23 protein-coding genes and 1 riboswitch are annotated in these 23,379 nt (G+C 53.5%); of the genes, 21 read left to right on the top strand and 2 right to left on the bottom strand.

The window, feature by feature from the left end; translation table 11 throughout:
* Position 1 precedes the first annotated feature (1 nt).
* Genes SDD30_RS00580 through rpe form a run of 7 tightly spaced genes read left to right on the top strand, consistent with a single transcriptional unit; the run spans position 2 to position 7,167 of the window.
* Complete coding sequence (locus SDD30_RS00580; RefSeq protein WP_434072979.1) at positions 2 to 472, top strand: FHA domain-containing protein; 471 nt, start codon at positions 2 to 4, stop codon at positions 470 to 472.
* On the top strand, positions 426 to 1,136 hold the full coding sequence (locus SDD30_RS00575; protein WP_434072978.1) for a Stp1/IreP family PP2C-type Ser/Thr phosphatase: 711 nt from the start codon (positions 426 to 428) through the stop codon (positions 1,134 to 1,136). The genes SDD30_RS00580 and SDD30_RS00575 overlap by 47 nt, the downstream gene beginning before the upstream one ends.
* On the top strand, positions 1,129 to 2,382 hold the full coding sequence (locus SDD30_RS00570) for an FtsW/RodA/SpoVE family cell cycle protein (protein ID WP_434072977.1): 1,254 nt from the start codon (positions 1,129 to 1,131) through the stop codon (positions 2,380 to 2,382). The genes SDD30_RS00575 and SDD30_RS00570 overlap by 8 nt, the downstream gene beginning before the upstream one ends.
* Positions 2,379 to 3,764 (top strand): peptidoglycan D,D-transpeptidase FtsI family protein, encoded by a 1,386-nt coding sequence (locus tag SDD30_RS00565; protein ID WP_434072976.1) that lies wholly within the window; start codon positions 2,379 to 2,381, stop codon positions 3,762 to 3,764. The genes SDD30_RS00570 and SDD30_RS00565 overlap by 4 nt, the downstream gene beginning before the upstream one ends.
* Before the next feature lie 4 nt (positions 3,765 to 3,768).
* Positions 3,769 to 5,610, top strand: coding sequence for a Stk1 family PASTA domain-containing Ser/Thr kinase (pknB, locus tag SDD30_RS00560; RefSeq protein WP_434072975.1), 1,842 nt, complete (start codon positions 3,769 to 3,771; stop codon positions 5,608 to 5,610).
* A gap of 11 nt (positions 5,611 to 5,621) precedes the next feature.
* Positions 5,622 to 6,491, top strand: a complete 870-nt coding sequence (rsgA, locus tag SDD30_RS00555) for a ribosome small subunit-dependent GTPase A (protein WP_434072974.1) — start codon at positions 5,622 to 5,624, stop codon at positions 6,489 to 6,491.
* Position 6,492: 1 nt separating this feature from the next.
* Positions 6,493 to 7,167, top strand: coding sequence for a ribulose-phosphate 3-epimerase (gene rpe, locus SDD30_RS00550; protein ID WP_434072973.1), 675 nt, complete (start codon positions 6,493 to 6,495; stop codon positions 7,165 to 7,167).
* A 244-nt stretch (positions 7,168 to 7,411) separates the two neighbouring features.
* On the opposite strand, the gene SDD30_RS00545 is transcribed toward rpe, so the two are convergent.
* Positions 7,412 to 8,335: a DUF362 domain-containing protein gene (locus SDD30_RS00545; protein ID WP_434072972.1), complete on the bottom strand. Its 924-nt coding sequence runs from the start codon at positions 8,333 to 8,335 to the stop codon at positions 7,412 to 7,414.
* Positions 8,336 to 8,534: 199 nt separating this feature from the next.
* Here SDD30_RS00545 and SDD30_RS00540 point away from each other — a divergent pair, with 199 nt between their 5' ends.
* The 12 genes from SDD30_RS00540 (at position 8,535) to yfcE (ending at position 20,477) form a co-directional block, all read left to right on the top strand.
* Positions 8,535 to 9,395, top strand: a complete 861-nt coding sequence (locus SDD30_RS00540) for a MurR/RpiR family transcriptional regulator (protein WP_434072971.1) — start codon at positions 8,535 to 8,537, stop codon at positions 9,393 to 9,395.
* Position 9,396: 1 nt separating this feature from the next.
* On the top strand, positions 9,397 to 10,740 hold the full coding sequence (locus SDD30_RS00535; RefSeq protein WP_434072970.1) for an amidohydrolase family protein: 1,344 nt from the start codon (positions 9,397 to 9,399) through the stop codon (positions 10,738 to 10,740).
* Positions 10,741 to 10,947: 207 nt separating this feature from the next.
* A complete protein-coding gene (locus SDD30_RS00530; protein ID WP_434072969.1) occupies positions 10,948 to 11,991 on the top strand; it encodes a BMP family protein in 1,044 nt (347 codons plus the stop codon).
* A gap of 53 nt (positions 11,992 to 12,044) precedes the next feature.
* A complete protein-coding gene (locus SDD30_RS00525) occupies positions 12,045 to 13,592 on the top strand; it encodes an ABC transporter ATP-binding protein (RefSeq protein WP_434072968.1) in 1,548 nt (515 codons plus the stop codon).
* Between the two features lie 16 nt (positions 13,593 to 13,608).
* Positions 13,609 to 14,691, top strand: coding sequence for an ABC transporter permease (locus tag SDD30_RS00520; protein ID WP_434072967.1), 1,083 nt, complete (start codon positions 13,609 to 13,611; stop codon positions 14,689 to 14,691).
* Positions 14,684 to 15,619 carry an ABC transporter permease gene (locus SDD30_RS00515; protein ID WP_434072966.1) on the top strand — a complete coding sequence of 312 codons (936 nt, stop codon included), beginning with the start codon at positions 14,684 to 14,686 and terminating at the stop codon, positions 15,617 to 15,619. The genes SDD30_RS00520 and SDD30_RS00515 overlap by 8 nt, the downstream gene beginning before the upstream one ends.
* Positions 15,620 to 15,635: 16 nt before the next feature.
* Positions 15,636 to 15,932 carry a TIGR04076 family protein gene (locus SDD30_RS00510; protein ID WP_434072965.1) on the top strand — a complete coding sequence of 99 codons (297 nt, stop codon included), beginning with the start codon at positions 15,636 to 15,638 and terminating at the stop codon, positions 15,930 to 15,932.
* A gap of 151 nt (positions 15,933 to 16,083) precedes the next feature.
* A riboswitch (FMN riboswitch) is annotated at positions 16,084 to 16,198 on the top strand.
* 73 nt (positions 16,199 to 16,271) lie between these two features.
* Entirely contained in the window at positions 16,272 to 17,402 is a 1,131-nt protein-coding gene (gene ribD / locus SDD30_RS00505) for a bifunctional diaminohydroxyphosphoribosylaminopyrimidine deaminase/5-amino-6-(5-phosphoribosylamino)uracil reductase RibD (RefSeq protein ID WP_434072964.1), read from the top strand.
* A complete protein-coding gene (locus SDD30_RS00500) occupies positions 17,387 to 18,040 on the top strand; it encodes a riboflavin synthase (RefSeq protein WP_434072963.1) in 654 nt (217 codons plus the stop codon). The genes ribD and SDD30_RS00500 overlap by 16 nt, the downstream gene beginning before the upstream one ends.
* Before the next feature lie 163 nt (positions 18,041 to 18,203).
* A complete protein-coding gene (locus tag SDD30_RS00495) occupies positions 18,204 to 19,415 on the top strand; it encodes a bifunctional 3,4-dihydroxy-2-butanone-4-phosphate synthase/GTP cyclohydrolase II (protein WP_434073121.1) in 1,212 nt (403 codons plus the stop codon).
* Between the two features lie 15 nt (positions 19,416 to 19,430).
* Positions 19,431 to 19,898, top strand: coding sequence for a 6,7-dimethyl-8-ribityllumazine synthase (gene ribH / locus SDD30_RS00490; RefSeq protein ID WP_434072962.1), 468 nt, complete (start codon positions 19,431 to 19,433; stop codon positions 19,896 to 19,898).
* A 6-nt stretch (positions 19,899 to 19,904) separates the two neighbouring features.
* Positions 19,905 to 20,477 (top strand): phosphodiesterase, encoded by a 573-nt coding sequence (gene yfcE, locus SDD30_RS00485; protein WP_434072961.1) that lies wholly within the window; start codon positions 19,905 to 19,907, stop codon positions 20,475 to 20,477.
* Positions 20,478 to 20,604: 127 nt separating this feature from the next.
* Here the strand turns inward: yfcE and rpmB are convergent, their stop codons facing one another.
* Positions 20,605 to 20,793, bottom strand: a complete 189-nt coding sequence (rpmB, locus tag SDD30_RS00480) for a 50S ribosomal protein L28 (protein WP_434072960.1) — start codon at positions 20,791 to 20,793, stop codon at positions 20,605 to 20,607.
* Between the two features lie 149 nt (positions 20,794 to 20,942).
* On the opposite strand from rpmB, the gene SDD30_RS00475 reads away from it, so the two are divergent.
* Both SDD30_RS00475 and recG read left to right on the top strand, forming a co-directional pair.
* Positions 20,943 to 21,185 carry a DUF1858 domain-containing protein gene (locus SDD30_RS00475; RefSeq protein WP_434072959.1) on the top strand — a complete coding sequence of 81 codons (243 nt, stop codon included), beginning with the start codon at positions 20,943 to 20,945 and terminating at the stop codon, positions 21,183 to 21,185.
* The gene (gene recG / locus SDD30_RS00470; protein WP_434072958.1) at positions 21,182 to 23,224 is read left to right on the top strand and encodes an ATP-dependent DNA helicase RecG; all 2,043 of its coding nucleotides are present in this window, start codon (positions 21,182 to 21,184) and stop codon (positions 23,222 to 23,224) included. The genes SDD30_RS00475 and recG overlap by 4 nt, the downstream gene beginning before the upstream one ends.
* Positions 23,225 to 23,379 lie beyond the last annotated feature (155 nt).

Raw genomic sequence — 23,379 nt, 5'->3', positions numbered from 1 at the left:
TGTGGGCGAGCTCCTGCTGGTAGGGTTAAGGTTCGTTTTTGTGTTTTTTATCTATATCTTTGTCTGGCATGTCCTCAGGTTGATGTACCTGGAATTGGGATTTTCCCCGGCGGTACGGGCCAGGCGACGCCCGGTTCTGGTAGTCCTGGATGCAAAAAATGGGGGCCTAAAAAGAGGAGAAAGCTACCCCCTCGGCGAAAATATTAGCATTGGTCGCGATAACCATAACGATATTATTATTAACGATAGCCACGTTTCCGCCCGCCATGCTGAAATCAACCACCAGGGGGGAGAATGGCAACTCCTGGATCTGGACAGTACCAATGGAACTTATCTCAATGATCAGCGGCTAACCGGTCCGCATAGTTTACGGCCCGGCGATAAAATATCGATCGGCGGCGTGACTTTCAAAGTGGGGTGGGAAGATGCAAGCCGAAGCCCTGTCCCATACCGGACTGGTGCGGCCCGGTAATGAAGACTACTATATCCTGGATAGCGAGCGGGGACTGCTAGCTGTAGCCGATGGTATGGGCGGCCACCAGGCAGGGGAAGTGGCCAGCCGCCTGGCCCTGCGGGCTCTGGTAGACAAACTCTTTAACGGACCGCCGGGGGAGCCTCTTTCCCGGCTTCTGGCGGCCGCCGCCTTTGCCAACGAAGTAGTTTACCGGTCTTCCCTGGGCAGCCAGGAGCGGGAAGGAATGGGCACAACTATGACGGCCGTCTGGATTACCGGCTCCCGGGCATACCTGACCCATATAGGCGATAGCCGTGCCTATCTCTTCCGGGACGGACAGTTACAGGCTTTGACTGACGATCATTCTTATGTGGGCGAGTTGGTTCGCAGCGGTGGCCTGACGGCGGAGGAGGCCCGCCTGCATCCCCGGCGGAATATCCTTACCCGGGCCCTGGGAACAGAAACTCGGGTAGAGATCGATAGCCGGGAACTGGACCTGCAAAAGGGGGACCGCATCCTCCTTTGTACCGACGGCCTTTATGAAGTTATCCCGGACCCGGAGCTGGCTGCTGTCCTGGGGAAAAACCTGTCCCTGGCGCAGGCGGCCAGGGAGCTGCTGGATCTGGCCCTGGCACGGGGGGGCCCAGATAATATAACGGTGGTGTTGGGCCTCTATGATTAGTGCCGGTAGTGTCAACCGCAGGCGGGAAATGGCCCTCCTGATCTGGCCGTCCTTGATTCTGATAGCTGGGTACGGCTATATGGCTAGTTCCGGCCTGCAACACCCCGGCTGGCAACCGGCTTATGCCCTCATCCTCCTCCTGGCTGGTTTCTGGGGATCGCATCTGGTTTTACGGGTTACCCGCCATGGGGGTGATGAATTCCTGTTTCCCCTGGCAGCTGTCTTGAACGCCCTGGGCTTGACTTTTTTATTTCGCCTCGACCCCGCCCTGGCCTACCGCCAGATTATCTGGACGATGATCGGTCTGCTGGTCCTGGTAGTCGTAACCACCGGTTTCCGGGATTACCAGCGCCTGGAACAGTATCCCTATCTCTTTTTATCCCTGGGCCTGTTTTTCCTGTTAATCACCGTCCTGGTCGGGACGCGTATCGGTGGCGCCAAGAGCTGGCTGACCCTGGGAGAATTCCAGATGCAGCCGGTGGAAGCAGTGAAAGTCCTCATGGTTATGTATTTAGCCGGGTACCTGAGCGATAAGCGGGAATTGCTGGTCCAGGGGACCGGGCGGGCTACCTGGGGTCCACTGTTGGTAGCCACGGCCCTGGCTGTTTTGCTCCTGGTTATACAAAGGGATCTGGGCTCGGCTTTAATCCTGCTGGCTACCTTCCTGGCTATGCTCTACCTGGCTACCGGTAAGGGGCGCTATGTGGCCCTGGGCGGGGGGCTCTTTAGCCTGGGCGCCCTGCTGGCCTACCAGCTTTTTCCCTACCTGCGGGTGCGGATTGCCATCTGGATTAACCCGTGGGCGGACGCGGCGGGGGCCGGCTACCAGATTGTTCAGGCGCTAATTGCCCTGGGGAGTGGTGGCGTTTTTGGTACCGGTCTGGGTCTGGGTCAGTCCCAGGTAATCCCCGTGGTAGCCAGGGATTTTATCTTTGTTACCATGGGGGAAGAAATGGGGTTGTTGGGCAGTATCGGCATCGCCCTCCTTTATCTTTTACTGGCTTTACGGGGTTTCCGGGCCGCTGTGGCGGCCAGGGAAGAGCAGGGAATTCTCCTGGCTGGGGGGTTGACGGTCCTGGTTACCTTTCAGGCCTTTATAATTATGGCCGGCGTCAGCAAGCTCCTACCCCTGACGGGGGTAACCCTGCCCTTTGTCAGTTACGGTGGTAGTTCTCTGGTCATCAGTTATTTGATCCTAGGGCTACTCCTTAATGTCAGCGCTTCCCTCAGGGGGATAAGACTATGAGGAACGAAGTACGCCGCCTGGCCATGGTTACCGGGGCTGTCTTCCTGGTCCTGGTGCTATACCTGACTTACGTCCAAGCAGTGACCGGGGAAATGCTTTACCTCAATCCCTTAAACCCCCGCCTGGCGGCTGTCGAACAGCAAACCGAGCGGGGTACCATCTATGACCGCTCAGGGCGCATCCTGGCTCGTACGGTTACTAACGGCGGCCAGTTGCGGCGGGAATACCCCTACGGTGGGGCCGCGGCTCCGGTGGTGGGCTATGTCTCTCCACGTTACGGCAGTACCGGCCTGGAAGCCAGCCGGGATGGTGACCTCCTGGGTCTGGGGGGGTGGCAGCGCTTCCTTAATGAGGGCTTGCGCCTGGCCGGCAAACAGGCCCGGGGTAATGATCTACACCTGACCCTGGATGCTGATTTGCAGCGCCTGGCAACCAATTTGCTGGCCGGCCGGAAAGGGGCTGTTGTAGCCCTGGACCCGCAGAGCGGCGCCGTCCTGGTCCTGGCCAGCAGCCCGACCTTTGACCCCAACCGTTTGGAGGAAGAGTGGTCCTGGATTAACGACCCTGCTGCCGGCAGTCCCCTTTTAAACCGGGCCCTGCAGGGCCTTTACCCGCCGGGTTCAGTGATGAAACTGGTAACAGCCACTGCGGCCCTGGAACGAGATCCGGCCGTTCTTCAGCGCCAGTTTTACTGCCCCGGTTACCTGGAGGTCCAGGGGTGGAAGTTGACCTGTCCTCGGGCCCATGGCCACCTTGATTTTCAGGAAGCGATGATGTATTCCTGCAATGTCACCTTTGCCACCCTGGCCTTGGAAGCCGGGGCTGACAAATTCAAGAGCACGGCAGCCCTCTACGGATTTAATAAACCGGTGAACTTTGATTTACCCGTCAAGGAGTCCCAGGTGCCGGCGCACCTGGATGCCAACGGCCTGGCTGAAAGCTCCATCGGCCAGGGCGCCGTCCTGGCGACCCCCCTGCAGATGGCCCTGGTGACGGCAGCCGTAGCCAACCGGGGCATCATGATGCAGCCCTATCTGGTAGCCCGGGTGACCTCCCCTGGCGGGCAAACCCTCTGGCAGTTCCAGCCCCGGCCCCTGCAGGTGGTGACCGGCGCCGCGGTAGCTGAGGAAATCAAAAACGCCATGGTAGCAACCGTCAAGGGAGGTACGGCTACGGCGGCAGCCTTGCCCGGTGTCCAGGTGGCTGCCAAAACAGGTTCAGCCCAGAACCCCAGGGGCCTGGCCCATGCCTGGCTGGTGGCCATGGCACCGGCTGAGAATCCTACCATTGTCGTTGCCGTCGTAGTCGAAAACGCCGGCGCCGGCGGGGTGGTGGCAGCACCCATAGCCAGGGAAATAATGGCGGCAGCCTTAAGGCGGTGAGAAGATGATTGGGAAAATCCTTGAAGGTCGTTATGAGATAATTAGTGAGCTCGGGGGCGGCGGTATGGCCCGGGTCTACCGTGGTCAGGACCGTCTGCTGAACCGGAGCATAACGATTAAGATTCTGCGGGAGCAGTATGCCAGCGATAAAGAATTTTTAACCCGTTTCCAGCGGGAAGCCCAGGCTGTAGCCAGCCTATCCCATCCCAATGTCGTCAGCATTTACGACGTTGGTCAGGACGACGGCCTGCATTATTTAATTATGGAGTATGTCGAGGGTAGGTCCCTCAAGGATCTCATCTCCGAACGGGCTCCCCTGCCACCCCTGGAAGCCATCGATATTGCCCAGCAGATCTGTGACGCCCTGGAGCATGCCCATGAAAACGGGGTTGTCCATCGCGATATTAAGCCCCATAATATCCTTATTACCCGTAACGGCCGGGTTAAGGTAACTGATTTCGGGATTGCCCAGGCCGTCAGCGAAGTTACCATGTCCCAGAGCGGGAATATGATTGGTTCTGTTCATTACCTGGCGCCGGAACAAGCCCGGGGTGGAGTTGTCGGGGCTACGGCCGATATTTATTCCCTGGGTATTGTCCTCTATGAAATGCTGACTGGCATTCTCCCCTTTCAGGGGGAAACACCGGTGGCTGTGGCCATTAAGCACCTGCAGGAAAGCCCCCGGCCTTTACGGGACTTGAACCCCAATGTCCCCCCGGCCCTGGAACGCATTGTCATGCGCTCCCTAGAAAAAGATCCGTACCGGCGCTACCCATCGGCGGCGGCTTTACGTTCCGACCTGCGGGCGGTTAAGAACGCCCTGGCGGACGCCTCCTTCGCCACCCAGGTTTTGCCGGCAATAGAGGCCCTTGACCCGCTTCCCGCTACCCCTCATAAACCTCGTCGGCGGCCTCGGGTCTGGGCCTGGGTGCTGGTGGCCCTGCTATTCCTGGGCCTGGCGGCGGCCGGGTTGTGGGCCGGTTTTCGTTACTACCTGGCCGTTGGCGAGACCCAGGTGCCTGCCGTCGTTGGCCTGCCCGAGGGCCAGGCCCTGGACCAGCTGGCGGCCGCCGGTTTGCGTGGCCAGGTTGGTGCCCGGCAGTATGATGCCAGCATACCCGCCGGCCAGGTGATGGCCCAGGATCCTGCCGCCAACGCGCGGGTGCGCCGGGGTCGGGTTGTTACCCTGACCGTTAGCCAGGGAAAGAAATTGGTCCGGGTCCCCAGTGTCGTAGGTCAAACAGAACGTAACGCTCGTTTAATGCTGGAAAACGCCAATTTCAAGGTGGCGGCCGATACCTTGAAGGTATATCACCCTACTATTCCAGCCGGTTCGGTAGTCGATCAGAATCCCCCGGCTGACAGCCAGCAACCGGAGGGGGCCGAGGTCAGGCTGATCCTTAGCCAAGGCCCGGAACCCCAGTTTACCACCGTTCCCAAGCTGATAGGCTCTACCCTGGCCGAGGCCCAGCAAAAACTCCAGGAGGCTAAATTGACCCAGGGTACCCTGACCTACCAGCGCAGTGACGATCAGTTCCAGGATATCATCCTCGCCCAGGATCCCCGGGAGGGAACCAGTGTCTTACAGGGAAGCGCTATCAATCTGGTGGTCAGCCAGGGCCCGGGTCCGGTGCAGAAACAGGTGGCCGTGACCATTGACCCGGCACCGGATGATAAGGATCACGAGGTACGGGTAGTAGTTACCGATGCCAAGGGAACCAATGAGGTGCTGAAAAAGAAGCAGAAAAAGGGTCAGCAGATCCAAGCCGTGGTGAACTATTTTGGCAAGGGAAAGCTGCAGGTATTCCGGGACGGTAATGTTATTTTTCAACAGGATTTGCAGTAGGGGAGGCAGGGATGGAAGGCACCCTTGTGCGACGATATGGCGGCTTTTATTATGTGGAGAGTAACGGCCAGGTCTGGACCTGTCGCCTACGCGGCCGCTTCCGGCTACAGGATGCTGCTTTTCTGCCTGGTGACCGGGTGATTATAAAACCTGTGGGACCGGGGGAGGGGGTGATCGAAGACCTGCTTCTCCGGCGCACCTGCCTGGAAAGGCCGGCCGTGGCCAATGTGGAACAGGCCATCATTGTTTTTGCCCTGGGTGAACCTCCTCCCGACCTGGAATTACTGGACCGCCTGCTTTTTTTGAGCGGGGTCAAAGACTTCGAGACCGCTATCATCTGGAATAAAGCCGATATAATTAAAAAGGAATTCCAGGACCTACCCGGGATTTACCGGCAGATTGGTTACCGGAGTTTAGTAACCAGCGCGCGTACCGGGCAAGGTATTGACGAACTTAAAGCCTTTCTGACCGGTAAGCTCAGTACCTTTGCCGGTCCCTCCGGGGTGGGGAAGTCTTCCCTATTAAACGCCATCCAGCCCGGCCTTAACCTGCGCACCGGGGAAGTTAGCTCCAAGGGCGGTCGTGGCCGCCACACCACCCGCCAGGTGGAACTAATCCGGCTGCCTAAGGGCGGTTGGGTGGCCGACACCCCCGGTTTCAGTCGCCTGGACCTGCCGTCGCTAACTCGAGAGAAAGTAGCCGGCTATTTCCCGGAAATGCTCCCCCTGCAGGGTCAATGCCGCTTTACCTCCTGTTTGCACCGGGGGGAACCAGGTTGCGCCGTTAAAGCCGCCCTGGATGCCGGACGGATCCTACCACATCGTTATGAACACTACCTCGCTTTCCTGGACGAGATCATTACCGGGGAAAGGAGTTTTTAAATTGCCGCTTATTGCTCCTTCATTACTGGCCGCAGACTTCGGTAACCTGCGGGCGGAAGTCGAGGCCATCGCCGAAGCCGGGGCCGACTGGCTGCACCTGGATATTATGGACGGCCATTTTGTTCCCAACCTGACCTTTGGCCCGGACATAGTAGCCGCCCTGCGGCCCCATAGCCATCTGGTCTTTGATGTGCACTTAATGTTGTCGCGGCCGGAGAGTTTTATTATACCCTTCGCCCGGGCAGGGGCCGATTACATCAGCGTTCATGCAGAGGCCTGCACCCACTTGCACCGGACCCTGCAGCAGATCCGGGAGGCCGGTTGCCGGCCGGCCGTAGCCCTGAACCCGGCGACGCCCCTGGCCGTCCTCGATCACATCCTGGGGGAAGTGGAGATGATCCTTTTAATGACCGTCAACCCGGGGTTCGGCGGCCAGGAGTTTATCCCGGCTATGCTGCCCAAGATCGCCTCCCTGGCGGCCCGGCTGCGAGAAAGCAAGTTGGATATCCTCCTGGCCGTTGATGGCGGCATTACCCCGGAGACGGCCCCGGCCGTCTGCCAGGCCGGGGCCAGGGTCCTGGTGGCCGGGTCGGCAGTCTTCGGCAGCAGCGACCGGGAAAAAGCCATCAGGGATCTGCGCCAGGCCGGTAAAATAAACTACATTCATCAAAGCTAGTAATATCTAGCGTTGAAGAATAAAAAACAGGTTATCCTCCAGTACCTTGAAACTTGGCTGGTTACATGGTCCTTCTTGATTTTATTGCAAGGTGACTAGCCTAAAGCGGGCAACGCATTTATAAAGATTAGCAGCATTATTAACCCAAGGCGGACTAGATAAACCTACTTGCCTTGGGTTTCTGTCAAATTGTGGCTTCTGATACCAAAAGGGACTTGCTTAAATATAGTAGATTATAGAGAAACTAAACTTTGCTGATATCAAACAGAAGTGGGGCCTGAGCGAGGAGATCATGAACAACAGGACCGAAGGTTTGTTGGCCGAGCTTAATTAGGGTCCGTGATAAAAGATCTTGTCCTAGCAAACGGCCACAAAAAACATCGGCAGTTACCAGGTTGTCCGAAGTGATTACCAAACCTAGATCTTTTAAAACATCGAAATGGCTCCAGGGGGTCTGATACGGGCCTGTTTTGTTAAAAACAACAGCTTCGTTGATACCTTCTATGACAGCTATAACATTGAAAAGGGAACAATAAACCTTGTTAATATCGATAATAGCTTGAGGTAGGTTCGTGTGATATTTAAGCCGGGAGGGGTAAGGGATTAAACCAAATAAATTTTTTAGGCTCAAACTAAAATCCTTACTGGTGGGGCTACATATTTTAATTTTTGCCAGATCTATTAAAGTATGATTGCGTAAGGCAAAAAGTTTTTCCGGTATAAAGGTGTAGAATTCCGGATAAACCAACGGCCCAAAATTCTTTTTTACTTGAAGTTTGATACGCTCACCAGGCATCACCTTGCCGGCCCAAAATTCTTCGGTAATGTTTATATACTCGATTTTGTGCCTGGCCAGGACTTCGGCAATACCCGTCCGGTCCAGGTATTTTTTTTCTTGGGCACGAATCCACTCTCGTTGGTTATCCATATTTTCCGGAGTGATTTTTAGTGAAAGATCATTTCGCGAATGGGAATGGCCCTCGATAATAATCTTTTTTCCTGGTAAAGCGCTGGATATCAGGTCTAGCGTCGCCGCACTGGTAAAACTTCCGGGCCGAGGATCAAACCAGTTTGGCTTGATAAGATAAATATTATCTACGGGCAGGTTAGCATTCAGGAAAGTCCGTAACTGGTCGCAATTGGTGGTTTGGGTCCAATTTAAGGTCATAAAAATCCTCCCAATAAGACAAGATTTCTTATTCCTATCATAGCCTAACTGGATCACAAAAAGCAAAATCCGTTTGTTGTCATAGGCAACCAAAATAGACGCCATAGTGTTTGGCAACAATTCTTGCTTACTTTTTTAAAATATAGCAGGAAATCCTGCAAACGTGGCGAATATAAATAATAGAGATGGGGGTTGACTAATGATGATTGACATTAAAGCTCATATTCAAGAGATGTTACCGCAATTAAGCCGGGGCAAACGGAAAGTTGCCGAATATATTCTTAATAACCTTGAAGAAGCTGCTTTTGCACCAGCAGCCACCATCGCCCGCCAAGCCGAGATTAGTGAATCGGTAGTAGTGCGAATGGCAGTAGATCTAGGTTTTTCCGGGTATAAGGATATGCAGGAGAATATCCAGCTTTTTATTAGAAAACGTCTGTGGGTGGCCGATCAGTTCCGGCAGTGGATGGCCAATGAGGCTGAAAATGCCGATGGGTACCTGCGGGTAGTTGAACAAGATATGCAAAACATCCAGGCAACCTTTAAAAAAATACCCCCTGATATCTTGTTTCAAGCCGTAGAAATGATTGTCAAAGCCAGACGGATAGGCCTCGCAGGCCTGCGGGGTGCCCTGGGCCCGAATATTATTTTCTACGTTTTTTTAAATGAGTTACTGGGTAATGTTAATTTACTGACACCAGGGATTGGGATTTCTTATGATATCCTAAGGACCTGGAACGAACAGGATCTTGTTATTGGCAGTAGTTTTTTAATGGGTAAAAACTTTACTTTAGATATCCTACGGTTCGCCAAAGAAAAAGGCTGCCAGACGATTGCTATTACGGATAAACCGGATTCCCCTTTGGTTCAAAAAGCAGACTTAACCTTATCGGTTTGCGTGGATGGTCCTTTTATTTCCTACACGGCCGCTACAACTTTGTTTAATGTGATTTTGTACTTAATCGGTAAAAGGCTAAAAAACAAAGCGATTGCTTCCCTCGAGGAGATAGCTAAATTACTGGACGAGGAATTTAAGAAGCAATATAACGAGGAAGATTAAAATGCTGGACGTCGATTTTTTAATTGAGAACGGGAAAATCTACACCATGGATACCAATGACACCTGGTATGAAACGGGAAGTATTGCCATCAATAATGGTCACATCGTAGCTATTGGTCCCAGCCACGTCATCAAGAAACAATATATTGCTAAAGAAAAAATCAATGCTGACGGCAAATACATTTTTCCTGGCTTGATTAATACTCATACCCACCTTTTTCAAACGGTACTTAAAGGATTTGCCTATGATTTGCACCTGCATGATTGGCTAAATACAGTAATCAGGCCCTACATACCGCATCTGGATGCGGAAGTTTGTTATTTAGCAGCCCTGGCAGGTTGTATCGAAGCATTGCATTCGGGAGCAACGGCAATTCTGGATTATATGTATGCCCATCCCCAACCTAATCTCAGCGATGTTATTTTGCAGGCCTTTGACGAGCTTGGTATTCGTGGCTTTCTAGCCCGGGGGTTTTCGGAGAAATTATATGGTACTAATAAACAAATGGGCATGGTAGAAGAAAGGGAGGACTTTTTGGCGGATACTTTGCGCCTACACTTTAAATATAGCAACCGGATTTGGTTAGCCCCGACGGCAATTTGGAATATGACCGATACAGGTCTACGGACTGTGTGTGATTTTGCCAGGGAACATCAGATACCGATAACCATGCATTTAAACGAAACGAAACTAGATGATACTTTTTGCCGGGAGCAGTATAATAAGACGGCTCTAGCTTACTTAGAGGAAATAGGTCTTCTTAATCAATATTTCCTGGCTGTTCATTGCGTGCATATTGATGCCCGCGGGGCAACAACTCTTAAAAGAAATAATGTCAAAATCTCTTATAACCCGGTGAGCAATATGATTTTAGGTTCCGGGGCGATGCCGGTAGCTATTTTCCAAAAACAACAACTTAATTTAAGCCTTGGGACAGACGGCGCTGCCAGTAATGATTCCCTTAACATGCTGGAAACCATGAAAATAGCTGCCCTATTACCTAAGGTTATTAGCCATGACCCTACGGTTATAAGTGCCAGGGATATAATGCGGATGGCCACTATTGATGGCGCCAGGGCTTTAGGGTTAGAAAAGGAAATTGGCTCCCTGGAAGCGGGGAAAAAGGCGGACTTGATTATTTACAATCCGCTCAAACCGCAATCCTTTCCTATGCACGATCCTCTGGCTACGCTGGTTTATACCTCCAACCCTACTAATATCGACACCGTGATTATTGATGGCAAGGTGGTAATGACGGGAAACCGTATCGTTACAATTGATGAGGAAAGGGTCCTGGAAAAGGCCCGAATTGTTGCCCGGAGATTCGTTAAAAAAATATATTAGAGTTTAGCTGGAAAAGATAAAGTTATTAAATCTAGCTAATGAAGCAACATTATTTGTTATATTTTTTTATCATGAAAGGGTGTGATGGCTAAAGATTAAATATGGCAACTGAATAGCAAGGGCAATAAAGGAGATGATAGCAAGGTTTTAACTTGAGTGTTAAGGATTAAGAGGAGACTAAATTAAAAATTAAAGGGGGTTAAACAAATGCGGTGTTTAAAAAAAGCAGGATTTGCGCTCGTCTTGATAACGTTTATGGTCATGCTGGTCTTAAGTGGATGTGGTAGCAATACTTCCAAGGCGACTGGTGACCAGGTCAAAACACCAGCTGGGACGGAAAAATCAGTCTTTAAAGTGGGGTTGCTGGTACCCAATACAATTAATGATGGCGGTTGGAGCACGGAGGGATACGAAGGTCTGAAAAAGTTGGAAAAGGATATGGGTGTAGAAGGAAGTTACATGGAGGTCAAGTCACCATCAGATGTTGTCGAAGGCTTTACAGATTATGGCAACAAAGGTTACAATATTGTATTTGGCCATAGTTATGATTATCAGGATGCCGCTAAAAGGGTAGCGCCCCAGTTTCCCAAGACGATTTTCATTACCAGTGGCGGTACCACGATAATGGACAACGTCTCCCCAATTTACTTTCAAATGGAACAGGCTGTTTATCTTATGGGCGTGGTAGCTGCCAATTGGACTAAAACAGGTAAAGTTGGGGCTATTGGAAGTACGAACATGCCAGCCATCACGAAAACTTTAAAAGCTTTTACTCAGGGAGTTAAAGATACTAATCCTAAAGTAGAGGTAGTCACTACCTACCTGGGAACCCAAACCGACGTGGGTAAAGGGCGCGAAGCAGCCCTGGCGATGATTAATTCCGGTGTCGATTTTTTCTGGGTGAGCGCCAATGCGGCCGGCCAGGGCGTTTATGAAGCTGTAGAACAAAATAAGTCTAAGGGCATTAAAACTTTTGGCGCTTACAGCCGTGCTTCCGCGAAATATCCCGACACAGTAGTGGCTGATGCCATGCTTGATATGGGTAATGCCTTTGAAATGGTAGCTAAACAGGTTAAGGACGGCACATGGAAACCGGGAACCATTAATGTAGGGGTTAAGGAAGATGTAGTTAAGTTTTTATGGAATGAAAAAATGTATCCCAGTATCCCGCAAAATGTAAAAGATGCTTTTGAGAAGGCAAAGAGTGATCTTACAGCCGGCAAGATTAAGATTGACATTGGCGCTTATTAAGTAAAAAAGGGCGGAGCGTTTAAGGCGCTCCGCCCTTCAGGAAGGTGAAAGTTGTGGAAGCGCTGGCGACAAGGGACATAACGAAAACTTTTGGCCGCGTGGTTGCTAATAAAGGAATTTCTTTTACAGTAAATGAAGGGGAAGTTGTTGCCCTGCTAGGAGAAAACGGTGCTGGTAAAACGACTTTAATGAAGATCATCTATGGCCTGGAGAAGCCCGATAAAGGCGAAATTAAAATACAGGGTCATTTAGTAAACCTCAAATCGCCGCGACAGGCCATCGATCTGGGCATTGGTATGGTTCACCAACATTTTATGCTGGTTGCTAATTTTACGGTGGCGGAAAACCTGATTTTGGGTATGCGCCAAAAAACAGGTATTTACCTATCCAAGGTTAAAAGTAATATGGCGGTTAAGGATTTTTTCCGAAAATATAATTTCGATCTCGATCCCCAGGCCCGGGTTGGCAGTTTGCCGGTTGGCTTACAGCAACGAGTAGAGATTCTAAAGGCCCTTTTCCGTGGCGCCAAGATTTTGATCCTCGATGAACCAACGGCGGTTTTAACCCCACAGGAAACCCGGGAGCTTTTTACAGTTATCAAGCAGTTGCAAAAGGAGAATAAAGCTATTATTTTTATTAGCCATAAACTCGATGAAGTTATGACTGTCAGCCAAAGGGTGATAGTGTTACGTCAAGGTGAAGTGGTGGGCGCCGTTAATACCAAAGATACTAACGAAGCTCAGCTGGCTCAAATGATGATTGGCCGTGAACTGACCCGGCCTCAGAAAAAAAGGCAGGCCGTCAGTTTGAAGCAACCTATGCTGGCAATCAAAGATTTGCACGTTAAGACCAAGGGGCGCGACGTTTGCCGGAAAATTTGCCTGGATGTTTGGGGTGGTGAAATACTAGGGGTTGCCGGAGTAGACGGTAATGGCCAGAAAGAGTTGATTGAAGCTATTACCGGTTTGATAAAACCAGATGGAGGCCAGATCTTCCTCGCAGGACAAGAAATAACGGGCAAATCCCCCCGGCAAATACGGGTAGCAGGCTTGGCCCATATCCCTGAGGACCGTCAAGCCCGGGGCCTGATTTTAAGTTTTAATCTAGCTGAAAACATGATCCTGGTCGACCATTACAAATCGCCTTTCTCGCGTAATTTTCTTTTACAATCAGCAATAATTAATTCCCACGCTGACAAGCTTATAAAGCAATATCGAATTAAAGCCGACGGCCACAAGGCCTTAGCTTCTTCGTTGTCAGGCGGAAATCAGCAAAAAGTTGTCGTCGCCAGGGAGATTAGTGGTGATCCCAGGATTTTAATCGCTGTAAAGCCGACTCGCGGCCTGGATGTCGGCGCGGTAGAGTATATTCATAACTGCCTTCTGGAGGAAAGAGCCAAAGGTAAAGCAATCTTACTGGTATCTTCTGAACTAGAGGAGATTATGTCCCTAAGTGATCGGATTGCCGTAATGCATGATGGTCGGTTAACAGGTTTGGTATGGCCGGACATCAGCGAAGAGGAGTTAGGCCAGATGATGGCGGGGGTTAAAGAAATGTTTGTAGCCCTAAAGCCGAAAGAAGGTGCTAACCTTGAGAGCTAATAGGGCAGGATTAATAATGGACATAATGGAGCAGATAGTTGCTGCGACTAAAGGAAATCTATTTTTACCCTTTCTGGCCGTAATGTCGGCCTTAATCATCGGGGCCATCATTATGGCCGTTGCAGGTTACAATCCTGCGGTAGCCTATCAGGCCATGCTTCTAGGTGCCTTTGGCAGCAAAGAGAGCCTTGCGGAAACGTTGCTAAAGACCGTTCCTTTACTACTGACCGGTGTCGGTGTGGCCATCGCTTTTAAAGGGCGATCTTTTAATATCGGGGCCGAGGGTCAGTTTTATATCGGAGCCCTGGCAGTAAGCTGGCTGGGGGTTGCTGGCAAAGGCATACCTGCTTTCTTTTTCATTCCTCTCTTGCTGCTGGTGGCTTTTATTGCCGGTGCCCTCTACGGTGCATTACCGGGTTATTTTAAGGCCCGGGTAGGGGCTTCGGAAGTTGTAACGACGGTAATGTTAAACTCCATTGCCATTCAACTTGTTTCTTATATAGTTCAAGGACCCCTTCAGGAACCAAGGCACTTTTACCCGGAGACGGCCGAGATCCTGGATACGGCCAAATTAGGGGTTATTCTACCCGGTACAAGGTTACACGCCGGTTTATTACTGGCTATACTGGTTGCTATCTTGTGCTATTTGCTGCTCTATAAAACCGTCTGGGGTTACCAGATCCGGGCTGTGGGCGCCAATACCGAGGCGGCAGAATACGCTGGTATTAATGTTAAGGGAAATATTGTTATGACCATGGCTCTAAGCGGTGGTCTGGCCGGACTGGCCGGGGCCGTGGAGGTAATGGGCGTAACCTGGAAACTCTACCAGAACATCTCGCCAGGATACGGTTATACAGCCATTGCCGTAGCTTTACTAGCCCGGGAAAATCCCTTGGCGGTAATCCTATCAGCCTTGCTTTTTGGCGCCCTTACCACTGGTTCCAATATGATGGCTCGGAGTGTCAATGTACCTTCAGTTTTAGCCTCGTTGGTTCAGGCTCTGGTAATCTTCTTTGTCGTCGGCTATGCTGTTTATGATTATAAACTAAAACCCAACCACAAGAAAATTAGTGCCGGGGAGGATAACGTTCATGCTTAAAACTTATCTTAATTTAGCCTTCCTGGTAACTGTCCTCCAGGCAACAATTCGAATGGCCACACCCCTGATCTGGGCTACTATGGGCGGCATTTTTTCGGAAAAGGCCGGTGTCTTGAGTATCGGCATGGAAGGCATCCTATTGGTGGGCGCTTTTGGGGGCTTTATGGGTGCGTTCTATACCGGGAGTTTATTTATGGGAGTTATAGTGGCCATGCTGGCCGGGGGGCTAACGGCATCCATTTATGGTTATATGACAGTTAAACTTGGGGGTAGCCAGGCCGTAATCGGAACGGCACTGGTCCTCTTTGCTGCCGGGATTACCGGTTTCTTTTACCGCGCGATTTTTGGCGTCAGTAGTAATTTAACCAATGTAGCTATGTTTCCCAACCTCAAGTTACCGGTTTTAAGTCATATTCCTTATCTCGGGCCGATTTTATTTGAACAAAACATTCTGGTATATCTAGGATTCCTGGTTGTTTTCGCCACTTGGATCATTTTATATCGAACTGCTTGGGGACTGGAGATTCGTTCCATTGGCGAGCATCCGGAGGCTGCGGATACAGTTGGGCTAAATGTTAATTTATACCGAACTATATGTGTTTTGCTTAGCGGCTTGCTAGGGGGTATTGGCGGTGCCTATCTGTCTTTAGCCAATGCTAATACATTTGTCGAAATGATGTCCGCTGATAAAGGGTTTATGGCCTTTGCAATTATAATCTTGGGGAAATATAACCCCTTGGGAGCATTGCTTGGCAGTTTATTATTCGGTTTTGCTGACGCTTTGCAATTACGCTTACAAGCGACGGGTGTAAATATTCCCTACCAATTTTTGTTAATGCTGCCTTATGTATTGACCCTGATAGTGATGGCAGGCGCCGGTAGAACAGTAGAGCCGGCAGCCTTGGCCAAACCTTACAAAAAGAGTTAGGATGGAGGCTAATAATATGATTAACCAGCAAGGTCCTAAACCTAAACCTATTAAAATCGTCGTTGAACGAGTTGCCTGTCACCCTGAACGGGGTACCTGCCATTGTCATCAGGAAGGACAGGAATTTACCTTCGATTTTGAGCGTTGTCCGGCTGATTTTTGCGCCGCCGCTTTTCATTCCCTGTGGCCCCACCTGCGAGTATTAGAGCTTGGCGGTCGCCATCCTTGGGATGCCGAAGAAGGGGTTACATTCGTAGCCTGTCCTGACCCCAATAAACCGGTTGTTTTCAAGATTATTGCTAGCGAAAAATAGTTCTTTTAAAGAGCTAAAGTATTAATATCAAATAACAGCAGCATTCCGGATAGCGTGGCCGAAAAGGAAATTTTAGAAATGGTAGTCTTGGTGCCGAGAATCTAAGTCACGAAACCTTGACGCCGATCAACCAGAGCGCTATAATGTCAGTAACATCCTTCGGGGTTAGGTGCAATTCCTTACCGGCGGTAAAGCCCGCGAGCCGCAAGGCAGATCCGGTGTAATTCCGGGGCCGACAGTAAAAGTCTGGAGGGGAGAAGGAGAGTAGTATTTTCTGCCTGTCTAACCCCGGAGCGTTCCGGGTTTTTTTGTTGCCCCAATCTTTACGGAGGCGTGCTCATGCAACCACAGGATACCATCTTTATGCGCCGGGCCCTGGATCTGGCCCGGCGGGGCCTGGGCCGGACCAGCCCCAACCCGGCTGTGGGGGCCGTCATCGTCAAAGACGGCCGGGTAGTAGGGGAGGGTTACCACCAAAAGGCCGGCACCCCCCATGCTGAAATCCACGCCTTACAGGCCGCCGGGCCAGCGGCCCGGGGTTCCATCCTTTATGTCACCCTGGAGCCCTGTTGCCACTACGGTCGTACTCCCCCGTGTACGGCGGCCATCATCGCCGCCGGCATTCGCCGGGTGGTAGCCGCCATGGCCGATCCCAATCCCAAGGTGGCCGGGGGCGGTTTTCAGGCCCTGCGGCAGGCAGGTATTGAGGTCGAGACGGGCCTGCTAGGGGAGGAAGCGCGACAATTAAATGAGGCCTTTATCAAGTATATTACCACCGGGAATCCCTGGGTGACCCTGAAGATGGCCCTGACCCTGGACGGCAAGATTGCCACTCGTACCGGCGCCGCCCGTTGGATTACCGGACCGGAAGCCAGGGAACGGGCCCATGAGTTGCGGGATACCCATGACGCCATCTTAGTAGGTATTGGCACTGTTCTGGCCGATGACCCGGAATTAACTACCCGCCTGCCCGCAGGCCGGGGCCGGGATGCCGTCAGGGTAATCCTGGACAGCCACCTCAGGTTACCACTAACCACCAGGGTAGTTAACCTCCAGTCCGCCGCCCCTACTCTGGTAGCCACGACGGCTGCAGCCCCGGCAGCGGCCCGGGAAGAGCTGACCGCCAGGGGCGTCCAAGTCCTCGTCCTGCCAGAGGAAGAAGGCCGGGTAGCCTGGCAACCCCTCCTGGCAGAACTCGCCCGGCGCCAGATTACCAGTATCCTGGTAGAAGGCGGGAGGGGGGTCAACGCCACCGCCCTGGCGGCCGGGGTGGTAGATAAAGTAATAGCCTTTATTGCCCCGAAGATCTTCGGGGGGGTGGAGGCGCCGGGGCCGGTCGGCGGTTTGGGTGTCGCCGATCCAGAGGACGCGTGGCGGCTGGACGGTTTGGTAGTGGAACCTTGCGGGGAGGATATAATGCTAAGTGGGTATTTGGGTAAAAGAGAGGAAGGACCATGTTTACCGGATTAGTAGAGGAGATAGGTACTGTTCGGGATATTGCCACCGTCTCCCAGGGTGCCCGGCTGACCATAACCGCCGGGAAGGTGCTGGCGGGTACCCGGCGGGGTGACAGTATCGCCGTCAACGGCGCCTGCCTGACGGTGGTGGACCTGACGCCGGCCTCCCTGGTGGCCGAAGTCATGGCCGAAACCCTGCGGGTGACCACCCTGGGTTCCTTAAGGGTGGGGGACAGGGTCAATCTGGAACGGGCCCTCCAGTTAGGGGAGCGCCTGGGGGGCCACCTGGTCAGCGGCCATATCGACGGCGTCGGGGAGATAAAGGCCAGGCAGCAGCTAGGCATCGCCTGGGAATTGACCCTGGCCGTGCCGGTAGGCCTGACCCGCTATATTGCCCCCAAAGGCTCCCTGGCCGTAGATGGCACCAGCCTGACGGTTATAGGCATCGCGGGGAACCAGGTCACCATCGGCCTTATTCCCCACACGGCCGGGAATACTATCCTGGGGAGTAAAGGGCCTGGGGATAAAGTCAATATCGAGGTCGATCTCCTGGCCCGTTATCTGGAAAGGCTTTTAAACCGCCCCCAGGAGGAATCAGACCAGAAAGGCCTGACCCTGGAATTCCTGGCCACCCAGGGATTCCTTAAGTAATGAAGAGAGCCTGAGAGCCTCTCGTAGGCACAGCATTCCCGCGGCGAAACTTGAAAGGTCCTCTGTACAGATGATGGGGGCCACTTACAGGTGCAGGGGCTATAACTAAAGATCCCGGCCATTAACTATTAAAAAAAGGGGATCAGGAAAGCAGGTGTAAATGATGGGTGAAAGAGTAATTTTTAATACCATTGAAGAGGCTATTGACGCTATCAAAGCCGGGCGGATGGTCGTTGTCGTCGATGATGAAGACCGGGAGAATGAGGGCGACCTGGTCATGGCCGCCGCCCGGGTGACACCGGAGGCCATTAATTTCATGGCCACCCACGGCCGCGGTCTCATTTGCGTACCCATGGAAGGACGGCGCCTGGATGAACTGGAACTGAACCCCATGGTTACCCAGAATACCGAGTCCATGGGTACGGCCTTTACCGTCTCGGTAGACGCCGCCGAGGTTACTACCGGTATCTCCGCCTTTGAACGAGCCGCCACCATTAAAAGGCTCCTTGATCCCGCGACCAGGCCCGAGGACCTGCGCCGGCCCGGTCACATCTTTCCCCTGCGGGCGAAGCCGGATGGGGTCTTGCGCCGCGCCGGCCATACCGAAGCAGCCGTCGACCTGGCGCGTCTGGCCGGCCTGTACCCGGCTGGGGTTATCTGCGAGATTATGAACCCCGACGGGACCATGGCCCGGGTGCCTCAACTGTATAAATTCTGCCGGGAACACAGCCTAATGTTAATTACGGTGGCCGACTTGATTGAATATCGCCGCCGGACAGAGAAACTGGTACGCCGGGTGGCCGAGGCTGACCTACCCACCAGGTATGGTCACTTCAAGGCCCTGGCCTATGAAGAGGTTATGAGCGGTAAGGGACACCTAGCTCTGGTAAAGGGCGATATTGCCACCGGTGGTCCGGTCCTGGTGCGGGTCCATTCGGAGTGCCTGACGGGTGATGTCTTTGGTTCTGCACGCTGTGACTGCGGCGACCAACTGCAGCAGGCCATGAAGATGATCGAAGTTGAGGGGGCCGGGGTAGTCCTTTACATGCGCCAGGAAGGCCGGGGCATCGGCCTCCTCAACAAGATTAAGGCTTATAAGCTGCAGGAAGAGGGTAAGGATACAGTGGAAGCCAACGAGGCCCTGGGTTTCCCGCCGGACCTCCGGGACTACGGCATCGGCGCTCAGATCCTGGCCGACCTGGGGGTGCGCCAGATCCGCCTCTTGACCAATAACCCGAAAAAGATCGCCGGCCTGGAAGGATACGGCCTCCAGGTTGTCGAAAGGGTACCCATTGAGGTCTGCCCTAATAGGATTAACCGGCGCTACCTGAAGACCAAAAAGGAAAAGATGGGCCACCTGTTGCATATCAGCTGAAAGGGAGGAATAATTATGCCCAACATCCTTGAAGGACAACTCCAAGCCCGGGGACTTAAATTTGGCATCGTCATTAGCCGTTTCAACGAGTTTATTACCTCCCGGCTCCTGGAGGGAGCCCTTGATGCCCTGAATCGTCACGGCGCCGACCCAGCCGCCATTGATATCGCCTGGGTGCCGGGAGCCTTTGAGATTCCCCTGGCAGCCCAAAAAATGACGGTCAGGGGCTATGACGCCGTGATCTGCCTGGGGGCGGTTATTCGCGGTGCCACCCCCCATTTTGAGTATGTAGCCGCCGAGGTCACCAAGGGTATTGCCCAGGTAAGCCTGGGCACCGGCATACCGGTAATCTACGGCTTAATTACGGCCGACAATATTGAACAGGCCATTGAAAGGGCTGGGACTAAGGCCGGCAATAAAGGCTTCGATGCTGCCGTGGTGGCCATGGAGATGGCCAACCTGTTCAAAGGGATGGCGGGGTAAATAGGGATGCGCATCGGTATTATCAGCGATACCCACGGTGACGGCACTGCCTGGGAGCAGGCCCTGACGAACTGCTTTCAAGGTTGTGAGATGATTATCCACGCCGGCGACGTTCTCTACCACGGACCCCGGAATCCCATTATCGCCGCCTATGCCCCTAACGATCTGGCCGAACTCCTGCGGCAGTCGCCGGTGCCGCTGCTTATCGCCCGCGGTAACTGCGACGCCGAGGTCGATGCTATGGTGTTAAACCTCCCCCTGCCCGAACAGGTAGTCTTCCAGATGGGTAAACATCGCCTGATAGCCCAGCATGGTCACCGCCTGGCTGAGGGCGACGCCCCCGTCCTGGCAGCTTATTACCGGGCCGACCTTTGGATCACCGGTCATACCCATGTGCCGGTTCTGAGAGCCAGGGAAGGCCGTCTCTTCTTAAATCCCGGCAGTCCCAGCCTACCCCATAGCGGCCCCCTGGGCCAGCTAAAAACAGTAGCCGTAGCCGATGACCGGGGCGTGCAACTTCTGGCTCTGGCCACGGGGGAAGTACTGCAGGAACTGCCCTGGCCGGCCGGGGAGGGTTAAAAGTCAAAACCCGGGGTTTCATTTAACCCCGGGTTATTAAATACTCATTTACCTGTTATTAGCCTTTCTATCCTAATCTGGCAGAGGTGTACTTTACCGTTATTAGAGCAGCCTCTTTTTAGGGGTTTTATACGGCCCGTTGAACCTTACCGGAACGGAGGCAGCGGGTACAGACGTAGACCCGGCGGGGGGTACCATTGACCAGGATTTTCACCCGTTGCAGGTTGGGGGTCCAGGTACGTTTGGTTTTAATATTGGAGTGGCTGACCAGATGGCCGGTCACCGCTTTTTTGCCACAAACGCTGCAGATAGCCATAATTTTCACCTCGCTTTAAACCCTACGAGGGCTATTTTACCAGAGAAGGGGGCAAAACGCAAGGAAATTATGGGCGGGAATAAATTTCTGCCGCCAGGCAGGGAGTTGCCGGCGAATGTGGAAAATATACAGGAAAGGGGGCGAGGTGGATGGCAGGTAGTCCTCAGAAAGGGGTTATCCCGTTACAGATTACCAAAGACCTGTCCATAATGGAGGTCCTCCAGGCCTATCCCCAGGTACGCCCAGTCTTTATTCGCCACGGCATGGGCTGCCTGGAGTGTATGGGAGCCATAGCCGAGACCATAGCCAGCGGTGCCCGGATCCACGGCCTTAACCTGGAGGAACTCCTGCAGGATTTAAATGCGGCTATCAAAAAACAGGAGCAGGAATGATAATTGACCGTCCAGTAGCAACTTTAAAATACGTCGGCAGCCAGAAGGCTGCCAGGCTGCATCGGCTGGGCATTGCGACGGTGGGGGATTTGTTGTGGCACTTCCCCCGGCGTTATGAAGACCGGCGCCAGCTAAAGGACCTGGCGGCGGTTAAGCCTGGGGAAACAGTAACGGTTCAAGTGACCGTCAAGGCCTGGGAAGAGAGGGAACTGCGCCCGCGCCTGCGGCTGTCCCGGGCCCTCATCCAGGGCCGGCAGGGAACAGGTTTTGCCGTATGGTTTAACCAGCCATATATACAGCGCCAGTTACCTGCAAGGACGACTGTAATCCTTACCGGGAGGGTCAATTACCGGGGTTACCAGCCGGAGATCCAGGTCAGTGATTATGAAGTCATTGGCGAGGGGGATCTCCAGCTCCACACGGGCCGGATTGTCCCCTTTTATCCCTTGACGGCCGGTCTCAGCCACCGCTGGCTGCGCCTGGTAATTCACCTGGCCCTGGAGACAGCCGGAAAGGAACTGCCGGAGGTGTTACCGCCGGACCTCAGCCGCCGGTACCGCCTTTTACCGCGTCTCCAGGCCCTGCGCTATATCCATTTTCCCCCTGATGCTGCGGGCCTGCACCAGGCCCAGCGGCGCCTGAAATACGAAGAACTTTTAATCTGGGAACTGGGGCTCAACCTGTACCGGGTGCAGCAGGCCGGGAACCAGCGGGGAATAACCCATACCAGGAATAATGAACTCGTGACCAGGTTTATTACCACTTTGCCCTTTAAATTAACGGCAGCCCAAGAACGGGTCCTGGCTGAGATCCTGGCCGATATGGAGGCCCCCCGGCCCATGGCCCGTTTACTCCAGGGAGATGTCGGTTCCGGTAAGACGGTGGTCGCCACAGCTGCTATGCTCAAGGCGGCAGCCGGCGGCTGGCAGGCGGCCTTAATGGCACCCACAGAAGTCCTGGCCGATCAGCATGGCCGTACCCTGGGTGAACTCCTGGCCCCCCTGGAGGTGCCGGTGGTCACCCTGACGGGCAATACTCCCCGGGCCGAGCGGGAAACAATCCTCAGGGGCTTGGCCGGGGGCCAGCTGGCCCTAGTGGTAGGTACCCATGCCCTCATCCAGGAGGAGGTAAAATTTAATGCCCTGGGCCTGGCGGTAATCGACGAGCAACACCGTTTTGGCGTTGACCAGCGGGCTGCCCTCCAGGCCAAGGGCGAAAACCCAGACTTGCTGGTTATGACGGCGACGCCTATTCCCAGGACTCTGGCCCTGGCCGTCTATGGGGACTTGGATATCTCGACCCTGGATGAATTACCCCCAGGCCGGCAGCCGGTTACGACATATGTGATCACGGAAAAGCAGCGGCCCCGGGCCTACCGCTTAATCGACCGGGAGATTCGGGCCGGCCACCAGGCCTACGTTATCTGTCCCCTCATCGACGAGAGCGACGCCGTAACTGCCGAAGCCGCCAGGGAAATGGCCCGTAAGCTGCAGGAGGAGATTTTCCCGGCGTACAGCGTGGGGCTGGTCCACGGCCGTTTGCGGCCGGCAGAAAAGGAAAGGGTTATGGCGGATTTCCGGGAAGGACGCCTGGCCATCCTGGTGGCGACGACGGTAGTCGAGGTGGGGGTGGATGTACCCAATGCCACGGTGATGTTAATCGAAGGCGCAGAAAGGCTGGGCCTCGCCCAACTGCACCAGTTGCGCGGCCGGGTAGGCCGGGGTACGGCACCGGCCTATTGTTTTCTGATAGCCGGTGACAGCCCGGCCTCCCGGGAACGCCTGGCGGTGCTGGCCAGCAGCCAGGATGGTTTTGCCATTGCCGAGGCCGACCTGCGCCTGCGGGGCCCGGGGGAGTTTTTTGGCACCCGCCAGCACGGTTTGCCCGAATTTCGCCTGGCCCAGCTGCCGGAAGATCGGCGTATTTTAGAGCAGGCCCGCCTGGATGCTCGGCAAATCTGCCACCAGGGGGCCTTCTTGCCCGAGTACCAGGATCTCATCCGGGCTGCTAGGGAAAAAATGGAAAGTTTACATTTTTAATTTGCTTTTCCAGTAAAAAAAAGCATGAGCCCCAACTATTTAAGCCACAATAACACTAAGATGGTAACTACTCAAGTCGTTTGTCCTAGCGTTGCCTGCCGCAAGTTTCGCTAATTCCAGCTAGCTGCCCGTGCCATCACTATCAAGCTGACCAC

It is taken from the genome of Moorella naiadis (nom. illeg.) (assembly GCF_051020825.1).
GTDB classification, from domain to species: domain Bacteria; phylum Bacillota; class DSM-521; order Neomoorellales; family Neomoorellaceae; genus Neomoorella; species Neomoorella naiadis.
Note: the sequence above shows the minus strand (reverse complement) of the source record. Positions and strands in the feature narration are given on the sequence as shown.